Source organism: Streptomyces sp. NPDC060209, from assembly GCF_042728155.1.
GTDB lineage: Bacteria > Actinomycetota > Actinomycetes > Streptomycetales > Streptomycetaceae > Streptomyces.
This window is the reverse complement of sequence record NZ_JBHWZS010000335.1, coordinates 1-9,277: the sequence shown is the minus strand read 5'-3', so window position 1 is coordinate 9,277 and position 9,277 is coordinate 1. Positions and strand designations below refer to the sequence as shown.

Sequence of the window (9,277 nt, the reverse complement as noted above, 5' to 3'; positions counted from 1 at the left end):
CTTCATCCACCCCTTCGACCACCCCGACGTCATCGCGGGCCAGGGCACGCTGGGGCTGGAGATCCTGGAGCCCGGCCGCGTGGCGCACCACCCCGCCGGGGAAGCCCTCAGCGCCGGGTGAAGCGGGTGACCGTCACGTCGTTGTCGAACGAGTTCCGGTCGGCGACGTCGAAGAGGGTGGGGTCGAACTCCCCGCTGAAAGCCGGGATACCGGACCCGGCGACCACGGGATAGCTCTTGATGATCAGCTCGTCGATCTCGGGAAGCAGGGCGCCGGCGAGAAGGCCGCCGCCGCAGAGCCAGATGTCCTGACCCTCCTCCTGCTTGAGGTCGCGCACCAGGGCGAGCGGATCCTTGGCGACCACGGTGACGGCCGGGTCGGTGTCGGGCGCCAGCGTGCTGGACACGACGTACTGACGCAGGTGGGCGTAAGGGCTGGTGAAGCCCGCGTCCAGTCCGGGACGGTAGGCGCCGAGCCCCATCAGCACGGTGTCGAAGCGCAGGTTGGGCGCGTCCGTCAGCCCCGCTCCGGCGCGGACGAACGTGGGGACTGTCTCCGGGTACCGGGCGTTGACCCACGAGGCGTAGGCGGTGGCCTGCTCCTCGTCCCCTTGCGGATAGAAGTCGAACTCCCCGCCCGGCCCCGCGATGTAGCCGTCGATGGAGACGGCGACGTAGTACACGAGCTTTCGCATGAACATCCCCGTTCGTAGTACTCTACTTGAAGTGGTTTGACCGTAGTACTACATCTGGAGTGGTGTCAATGGTTCGCAGGAACGACACGCGGCGGGCAGCCCTCGTCGATGCCTCGATCGAGGTACTGGCCAGGGAGGGCGCGCGTGGACTGACCTTCCGGGCGGTGGACACCGAGGCCGGGGTCCCGAACGGCACGGCCTCGAACTACTTCGCCAACCGCGACGACCTGCTCACCCAGGCGGGCGCCCGGGTCTACGAACGGCTCCAGCCCGACGAGGCGACGGTGGAGCGGCAGCGGTCGAGCTCACCGGACCGGGAGACCTACATCGCGCTGACGCACGAGCTGATCGGCCGGATCAGCGCTTTCCGCACCGGTTATCTGGCGCTGCTGGAACTGCGCCTCGAAGCCACCCGGCGGCCTGAGCTGCGGGCGGTACTGACCGAGCGGGTGCGCGCGGACGTCGAGGCCAATGTGGCCTACCACGAGGAGTCCGGCCTGCCCGGCGACGCCACCACCGTCCGGCTGCTCTACCTGGCCTTCAACTGGCTCATCGTCGAACAGCTGACGCTGCCCGGGGTGTTCACGGAAGCCGAGCGCGACCGGCTCGTCGAGGCCGCGGTCGACCGCATCGTGGCAAGGTGAGGCGGGACCCGGCCCGGCCGTCCCGCCGCCTCACACCGCCGCCCGGAGCCCGACATGCCTCATCACCACGCGCGGCCGGCGCGTGGTGATGAGGGAGAACGGGCCCCGCGGGCGCCCCGGACTCTCTACTTGAGCGCCCCCGCCGTCAGCCCCGCGACGACCTGGCGCTGGAAGATGATGTAGGCGGCGAGAACCGGCAGCATCGCCATGACCAGACCCGCGAAGAGGCCGGACCAGTCCCCCCTGTACCCCTGGCTGGTGGCCAGTTCGACGAGGCCCTGGGAAAGAACCTTGTACTTCGGGTCGGTGTTCAGCACCGTCGGCAGCATGTACTGGTTCCACTGGCCCAGGAAGTTGAAGATACCGACGCTGATCAGGCCCGGCTTCGCCATCGGCAGCATCACCTGGAAGAACGTCCGGGTGTGCGAGGCGCCGTCGAGCATGGCCGCTTCCGCGATCGAGGTCGGCAGGGTCCGGAAGAACGAGGTGAGGAAGAAGACGGTGAACGGCAGCGAGTACGCCGTGTAGACCAGGATCATCCCGTGAATCGAGTTCAGCAGGCCCATGTTGTTCATGACGAAGAACAGCGGGACCAGCGCCAGGATGATCGGGAAGCTCATCCCTCCGATGAAGAGGAAGTAGATGAAGCGGTTTCCGGGAAAGTCGAACCGCGCCAGTACGTACGCAGCCATCGAACCCAGCAGAAGCGTGCTGATGAGTGAACCGCCCACCACCATGATGGTGTTGAGGAAGTAGTCGCTCATCCTGGCCTGGGTCCAGGCCCGTGACCAGTTCTCGAAGTGGAGCGTGTCGGGCAGGGACCAGGGCGTCGAGAGGATCGAGTCGTCGGTCTTGAAGGACGACATCACCGCCCAGAGCAGCGGCATGATGACGAGTACCGCCCAGATGATCAGCACACCGTGCGAGAAGACGTTGAGGACCTTGCCCTCGCTGCTCTTCGCCGGCCCGCCGACCGGGGCGTTCGTCTTCGACACCGGCGAGCGCGGGGCCGGGACGGCGGGAGGAGTCTCAGTGACCTTCATGTGTGCTCACCTCGTACAACTGTCGAGCCGGCCACCGGGACCGAACTGTTCTGCGTGCCGCCGGTAGTCCGGTCGCCGTTCCGCGCGGGGGCCGGCATCAGAACTCCAGCCGCTCGCGACGGCCCAGCCGCATCACGATGCCCGCGAAGAGCAGGGTGACGATGAGCAGCCCCACGCCGATCGTGGTCGCGTAGCCGGCCTGGGCGTCCCGGAAGGCCGTCTGGTAGACGTACAGCGGCAGGACGGTGGTGGAGTAGTCGGGTCCGCCCGGGCCCACCGTCATGACCTGTACGGCGGTGAAGGCCTCGACGCCGAGCGCCAGGATGCCCATGTAGACCCAGCCCGACTGCACGGTGTCCCAGAGCAGCGGCAGCGTGATCTTGAAGAACGTCGTGATGCGGCTGGCGCCGTCGAGCAGCGCGGCCTCGTAGAAGTCCTTCGGTATGGACGCCATTCCGGCGGAGAAGAGGACGACGAAGAATCCGACCGTCGACCAGATCAGTACGACCATCACGCAGTACAGCGCCAGATCGGGATCGCCCAGCCAGTCCGGCTGAAGACTCCTGAGGCCGACGGCCTTCAGCGTCGCATTCAGCATTCCGGACGTCGGGTTGAACGCGAACTGGAAGAGCAGGGCCACGATCACGATCGACAGGACCTGGGGGAAGAAATAGGCGATCTTGTAGAAGGAGGAGCCCCTTACACCGGCGACCGCGGCGTTCTTGCGCCGACGGCCGCCGACATTGAGCATGAAGGCGAAAAAGAGCGCGAGGCTCAGCGTCACCAGCGGCAGCAGCAGTGCCAGCAGCACACTGTGCTGCAGTGACTTCCAGAAGATGTCGTCGTCGAGCATCCGGCTGTAGTTGTCGAAGCCGACCATCTGGAAGTCCGGGCTCAGTCCGGTCCAGTCCGTGAACGAGTAGTAGATGGACTGGGCGAAGGGCCAGATGACGAAGATGGCGTACAACGCCAGTGGGGCTACGAGAAACCCCACGATGAACCGGTACTTGCCGTGCTGCATCGCTTACCGACCCCGATTTCTGAGCGGGTGCCGCCGCTGGTGACGGTGGCTCACTGGTGCTTGTAGTGCTTGATGGACTGGTCCTTGGCCGCTGCGTCCGCGAAGGCCTGGATCTTCTTGATGGTCTCCGCCGGGGTCGCGCGGCCTGCCATCATCTCGCCGATGCCGGCGATACCGATCTGCTCCTTCTGGAGCTTCACGTACCAGTCCTGCAGCCGCGGGTTCACCACGTTGTCGCCGGCCTTCTTCAGCACGTCGACACCCGACTGCATGGCGGTGGAGAGCGTCAGCCCGTCGGTCCCGCCGTTGAAGGCGCTGAGGGACTTCACCGACTTGGTGAAGTTCTTGGAGGACTCCTCGCTGAGCATGATGCGCAGCTGCTCCATGCCGCCCTCGGGGTTCTTCGCCTTCGCGGGAACGACGAAGGGCTCGCCGCCGGAGGCCCAGATCGTGCCGTAGGGAAGCTTGTCGGAGGAGTCCAGGCTGGACGGCGCCCCGACCATCATCTTGAAGTCCTCGGGCGTGGTGGGCGCGGCCTCGTTCTCCACCCACGAACCGTTCGGGATGAAGAGCGCCTTGCCCTTCGTCCACTCGGTCTGGGACTGGATGTGGGTCAGACCGGGCGTGCCCTTGAGGATGTAGCCCTTCTGGAAGAGCTCGTAGTACGCCTCGAAGGCGGCCTTGACGGCCGGGTCCTTCCAGGCGTTCGGCTCCAGGTTGTCGATCTTGTCGAGGACCTCGCGGCCGCCGATCTTGCCGATGAAGGGGTAGAGCGAGAACGGCAGGTAGTACGGGAACTTGCCGGGGTACGTCCAGCCGGCGATGCCCTTCTTCTTCGCCTTCTCACACAGCGCGAGCATGTCGTCCCAGTTCTCCGGGTACGTCGCGTCGAGCTTCTCGAGATTGGTCTGGGAGTACCAGACGCCGTAGACCGTGTACGCGTAGTACATGATCCAGACCGGGTCGCCGTCGAACTGGCCCATCTCCAGGACACCCGGGCGCAGCGTGTCGCGGACCTTCTTGGCGGGGTCGTCGTACGACGGGGCGTCCATAAGCGGCGTGAGGTCGAGCAGCTGCTTCTTTCCGACCAGGACACCCATGTCCATCTGCTCGGCACCGGAGTTGTCGATCAGGTCCGGCGGGGTGCCGCCGTTGAAGCGCGGCTGCAGCGTCGACTGGATCTTCTCGGTCGCGGCGTGCTTGACCTTCGGAGCCTTGGGGAAAGCCGCGTTGTACTTCTTCTCCGCGTCGATGGCGTACTGCTCGCCGAAGCCACCGTTGAAGATGACGACCTCGAGGGCGGCGGTCTCGTTGACACCGAGCGGGTTCTTCTCGCTCTTGGTGCCCTTTTCGACCTTCTCGTCACTTCCGCTGTCGCTGCTCGCGCAAGCCGACAGGAAGCTCATCGTCGGAACAGCGATCAGGCCGAGTGCGGCAGAACGCTTGATCACATCGCGACGGCCAAGGCCCTCATTCGTGCGGCCGGAGGTGGATCCCATGCTCAAGTCCTCGCCTTCTCCAGGACTCAGGCGGTGTACCGGTCACCCGTAGTGAATTCGCCTCAGCGAAGGGTCCCGCCACCGCGGTCAGTTGCGCTTGGGTCGTGCAGATTGCCGGATTACCAGATGCAGTGGAGGAGTCCCGGGGGAACGCACGGCAGGCCACCTCTCGCGCCCACAGCTGTTCCGCCCTCCCCCGCGTCCGCGTGCCGTTGTGAAGCGGCTGTGCAGACGCCGACAGGTATAGTCCACTTGCCGCCAACTGAGCAAGATCGAATGCATGGTTGAGCGGCAGTCTTTCCCGAGTTGAGACCTCACGGACACATCGGCACCGCGCGCCGTCGCACGGAAACGCCATTTTCCGCAATACGGTCGAATCACCGGCGTCAACCCCACGCAACACCCTTGACACACACGGTCACTTGGCTCCCTACTGGAACCCGCATCCCACAATGACAACGTTGTCCAATGCATGCCCCCGGGAGGAACGGCTCCGTATGCAGCCCCTACGTGGTCCTCAGCACGGCTCGCGCCACAGACACAACCACTCCGCCGCGGTCCTCGCGGCCTCTATCGTCATGGCCCTGGCAGCCCCCACCGCGGCCCTCGCCCAGCCGTCCGGCGCCGCGCAGAAGCCGTCCGGCGAAACGTCGTTCAGCTCCTCGTTCGAAACCGACGAAAAGCAGCCGGACTGGCGCAACACCGTCGAAGAAGGCACCGATGGCAAGAAGAGGGCATCGGGTGTCGACGGTGGCTTCTCCTCCGGAATACCGGGCAATGTCACCGATCAGGTCACGGATCTCCGGGCCAGCGGCGAGAACACCGGCGGCGGTGAGGTCAAGGAGAACCTGACCGACCTGGAGCCCGGCTCCAAGTGGCTGGCCTTCGAGCCCACGGGCTGGGTCGAGTTCGACCTCGCCGCGCCCACCAAGGTCGTCACCTACGCCCTCACTTCGGCCAACGACCACGACGAGCGGGACCCCAAGGACTGGACCCTGAAGGGCTCGGCCGACGGCAAGACCTGGACGGACCTGGACACCCGCACCGGCCAGACCTTCTCCGAGCGCCTCCAGACCAAGTCGTACGACTTCACCACGGACACCGCTTACCAGCACTTCCGGCTGGAGATCACGAAGAACAACGGCGCGTCCGACGCTCTCCAGCTCGCCGACGTCCAGTTCTCGAACGGGGACACCTCCGCCCCCACCCCGGACGACATGCGCACCCAGGCCGACCGGGGACCCTCGGGCTCCCCCACCGCCAAGCAGGGCGCCGGATTCACCGGGAAGAAGGCCCTCCGCTACGCGGGTACGCACAAGCCGGACGGCCGTGCCTACTCGTACAACAAGGTCTTCGACGTCAATACGGCGGTCACGAAGGACACGCAGCTCTCCTACCTGGTCTACCCGCAGATGGGCGAGACGGACCTCAGCTACCCCGCGACGCACGTGGCGGTGGACCTGGCCTTCACCGACGGCACCTACCTGAGCGAGCTCAAGGCCACCGACAGCCACGGCGGACTGCTCACCCCGCAGGGCCAGGCCGACGCCAAGCGGCTGTACGTGAACCAGTGGAACAGCGTGGCCTCGCGGATCGGCACGGTGGCGGCCGGCAAGACCGTCGACCGGATCCTGGTGGCGTACGACTCCCCCAAGGGCCCGTCGAAGTTCCAGGGCTGGGTCGACGACATCTCGATCGCCCCGAAGGCGCCGGAGAAGCGCAAGGCGCACCTCTCGGACTACGCGTCCACGGTGCGCGGCACCAACTCCAGTGGCGGCTTCTCGCGCGGCAACAACTTCCCCGCCACCGCGGTCCCGCACGGCTTCAACTTCTGGACGCCGGTCACCAACGCCGGTTCCACCAGCTGGCTGTACGACTACTCGCGCGGCAACAACGACGACAACCTGCCCACGCTGCAGGCGTTCAGCGCCAGCCACGAGCCGAGCCCCTGGATGGGCGACCGCCAGACCTTCCAGATGATGCCGTCGGCGGCCTCCGGCACCCCCGACGCCTCCCGCACGGCCCGCGCGCTGCCGTTCCGCCACGAGAACGAGACGGCGACCCCGCACTACTACGGGGTGACGTTCGAGAACGGCCTCAAGGCCGAGATGACGCCCACCGACCACGCGGCGCGGATGCAGTTCACCTACCCCGGTGACGACGCGAGCCTCGTATTCGACAACGTCTCCAACGACGGCGGTCTCACCCTCGACGCGAAGACCGGTTCCTTCACCGGCTACTCCGACGTGAAGAGCGGCGGTTCCACCGGGGCCACCCGACTCTTCGTATACGGCTCCTTCGACGCGCCGGTCACGGACAGCGGCAAGCTGAAGGGCGGCGGCGGTGACGACGTCACCGGCTTCTTCCGCTTCGACGCGGGCAAGGACCACAAGGTCGGCCTGCGCCTGGCCACCTCGCTCATCAGCGTCGACCAGGCGAAGAAGAACCTCGCCATGGAGCTTCCGGCGAAGGCCTCCTTCGACAAGGTGAAGAAGGACGCGCAGAAGGCCTGGGACAAGATCCTCGGCAAGATCGAGGTCGAGGGTGCGAACGCCGACCAGCTGACCACGCTCTACTCCAGCCTGTACCGGCTCTACCTCTACCCGAACTCGGGCTTCGAGCAGGTCGACGGCAAGAGCACCTACGCGAGCCCCTTCTCGCCGCAGACCGGCACCAATACCCCGACCCACACCGGCGCGAAGATCGTCAAGGGTGAGGTGTACGTCAACAACGGCTTCTGGGACACCTACCGGACGACCTGGCCTGCGTACTCCTTCCTCACCCCGAAGCAGGCCGGCAAGATGGTCGACGGCTTCGTCCAGCAGTACAAGGACGGTGGCTGGATCTCCCGCTGGTCCTCGCCCGGCTATTCCGACCTGATGACCGGCACCAGCTCCGACGTGGCCTTCGCCGACGCGTACGTCAAGGGCGTCGACTTCGACGCCGAGGCGGCCTACGACGCGGCGGTCAAGAACGCCACGGTGACCCCGCCGTCCTCCGGTGTCGGCCGCAAGGGCATGGACACCTCGGTCTTCACCGGGTACGCCAACACGTCGACGCACGAGGGCCTTTCCTGGTCGCTGGAGGGCTACCTCAACGACTACGGCATCGCGCAGATGGGCCAGGCCCTCTACAAGAAGACGAAGAAGCAGCGCTACAAGGAGGAGTCCGAGTACTTCCTCAACCGCGCGCAGAACTACGTCAAGCTCTTCGACGACAAGGCCGGCTTCTTCCAGGGCAAGAAGGCGAACGGTGACTGGCGCCTGCCCTCCGACCAGTACGACCCCCGCGTCTGGGGCTACGACTACACGGAGACCAACGGCTGGGGCTACGCCTTCACCGCCCCGCAGGACAGCCGCGGCCTGGCCAACCTCTACGGCGGCCGTGACGGCCTCGCCGAGAAGCTGGACACCTACTTCTCCACCCCGGAGACAGCGGGACCCGAGTTCGTCGGTTCCTACGGCGGCGTGATCCACGAGATGACCGAGGCGCGAGACGTCCGGATGGGCCAGTACGGCCACAGCAACCAGGTCGCGCACCACGCCACGTACATGTACGACGCGGCGTCGCAGCCCTGGAAGACCCAGGAGAAGGTCCGCGAGGTCCTCGGCCGGCTGTACACCGGCAGCGAGATCGGTCAGGGCTACCACGGCGACGAGGACAACGGCGAGCAGTCGGCCTGGTTCCTCTTCTCCTCGCTCGGCTTCTACCCGCTGGTCATGGGAAGCGGAGAGTACGCGATCGGCTCGCCGCTCTTCACGAAGACGACCGTGCACCTGGAGAACGGCCGCGACCTGGTCGTCAAGGCTCCGAAGAACAGCGCCAAGAACATCTACGTCCAGGGCCTGAAGGTCAACGGCAAGAAGTGGACCTCCACTTCGCTGCCGCACGACCTGCTCGCCAAGGGCGGCGTGCTGGAGTTCGACATGGGCTCCAAGCCCTCGTCGTGGGGCACGGGCAAGGACGCGGCCCCGGTCTCCATCACCAAGGACGACAAGGTGCCCGCTCCGAAGGGCGACGTGCTCAAGGGCGACGGCGCGCTGTACGACAACACCTCCGCGACCTCGGCCCCGGTCGAGTCGGTGGAGCTGCCGGCCGCCGCGGGCACCAAGGCGGTCCAGTACACGCTGACCTCGGACACGGCGGCGAAGGCCCCGACGGGCTGGGTGCTGCAGGGATCGACGGACGGCACGTCCTGGAAGGACCTCGACAAGCGGTCCGGCCAGACGTTCGCCTGGGACAAGCAGACCAGGGTGTTCTCGGTGCAGGCGCCGAAGGCGTACGAGAAGTACCGGCTGGTCAGCACGGAGGCGGCGACGCTGGCGGAGATCGAGCTGATCTCCTGATCGTCTGACCGGAGTTACGGCGCCGGGGG

Annotated in this window: 6 protein-coding genes; 2 read left to right on the top strand and 4 right to left on the bottom strand. The window is 66.2% G+C overall.

Going from position 1 to position 9,277, the window contains the following annotated elements; genetic code table 11:
- Positions 1 to 107: 107 nt before the first annotated feature.
- Positions 108 to 695 (bottom strand): dihydrofolate reductase family protein, encoded by a 588-nt coding sequence (locus ACFWFI_RS37195; RefSeq protein WP_387399273.1) that lies wholly within the window; start codon positions 693 to 695, stop codon positions 108 to 110.
- Between the two features lie 68 nt (positions 696 to 763).
- Here ACFWFI_RS37195 and ACFWFI_RS37190 point away from each other — a divergent pair, with 68 nt between their 5' ends.
- A complete protein-coding gene (locus tag ACFWFI_RS37190) occupies positions 764 to 1,339 on the top strand; it encodes a TetR/AcrR family transcriptional regulator (RefSeq protein ID WP_387399271.1) in 576 nt (191 codons plus the stop codon).
- A gap of 125 nt (positions 1,340 to 1,464) precedes the next feature.
- Here the strand turns inward: ACFWFI_RS37190 and ACFWFI_RS37185 are convergent, their stop codons facing one another.
- From ACFWFI_RS37185 to ngcE, 3 genes are all read right to left on the bottom strand, one after another.
- A complete protein-coding gene (locus ACFWFI_RS37185; RefSeq protein WP_387399268.1) occupies positions 1,465 to 2,382 on the bottom strand; it encodes a carbohydrate ABC transporter permease in 918 nt (305 codons plus the stop codon).
- Positions 2,383 to 2,479: 97 nt separating this feature from the next.
- Entirely contained in the window at positions 2,480 to 3,403 is a 924-nt protein-coding gene (locus tag ACFWFI_RS37180; protein WP_387399266.1) for a carbohydrate ABC transporter permease, read from the bottom strand.
- Between the two features lie 50 nt (positions 3,404 to 3,453).
- On the bottom strand, positions 3,454 to 4,902 hold the full coding sequence (gene ngcE, locus ACFWFI_RS37175; protein ID WP_387399264.1) for an N-acetylglucosamine/diacetylchitobiose ABC transporter substrate-binding protein: 1,449 nt from the start codon (positions 4,900 to 4,902) through the stop codon (positions 3,454 to 3,456).
- 497 nt (positions 4,903 to 5,399) lie between these two features.
- Here ngcE and ACFWFI_RS37170 point away from each other — a divergent pair, with 497 nt between their 5' ends.
- Positions 5,400 to 9,248 (top strand): GH92 family glycosyl hydrolase, encoded by a 3,849-nt coding sequence (locus ACFWFI_RS37170; protein ID WP_387399262.1) that lies wholly within the window; start codon positions 5,400 to 5,402, stop codon positions 9,246 to 9,248.
- Positions 9,249 to 9,277: the final 29 nt, after the last annotated feature.

What these genes read in the sequence shown, in the direction of transcription:
- ACFWFI_RS37190 (WP_387399271.1), top strand. Translation starts at nt 764, where the DNA reads ATGGTTCGCAGGAACGACACGCGGCGGGCAGCCCTCGTCGATGCCTCG.
- ACFWFI_RS37195 (WP_387399273.1), bottom strand. Translation starts at nt 695, where the DNA reads ATGCGAAAGCTCGTGTACTACGTCGCCGTCTCCATCGACGGCTACATC.
- ACFWFI_RS37180 (WP_387399266.1), bottom strand. Translation starts at nt 3,403, where the DNA reads ATGCAGCACGGCAAGTACCGGTTCATCGTGGGGTTTCTCGTAGCCCCA.
- ACFWFI_RS37170 (WP_387399262.1), top strand. Translation starts at nt 5,400, where the DNA reads ATGCAGCCCCTACGTGGTCCTCAGCACGGCTCGCGCCACAGACACAAC.
- ngcE (WP_387399264.1), bottom strand. Translation starts at nt 4,902, where the DNA reads ATGGGATCCACCTCCGGCCGCACGAATGAGGGCCTTGGCCGTCGCGAT.
- ACFWFI_RS37185 (WP_387399268.1), bottom strand. Translation starts at nt 2,382, where the DNA reads ATGAAGGTCACTGAGACTCCTCCCGCCGTCCCGGCCCCGCGCTCGCCG.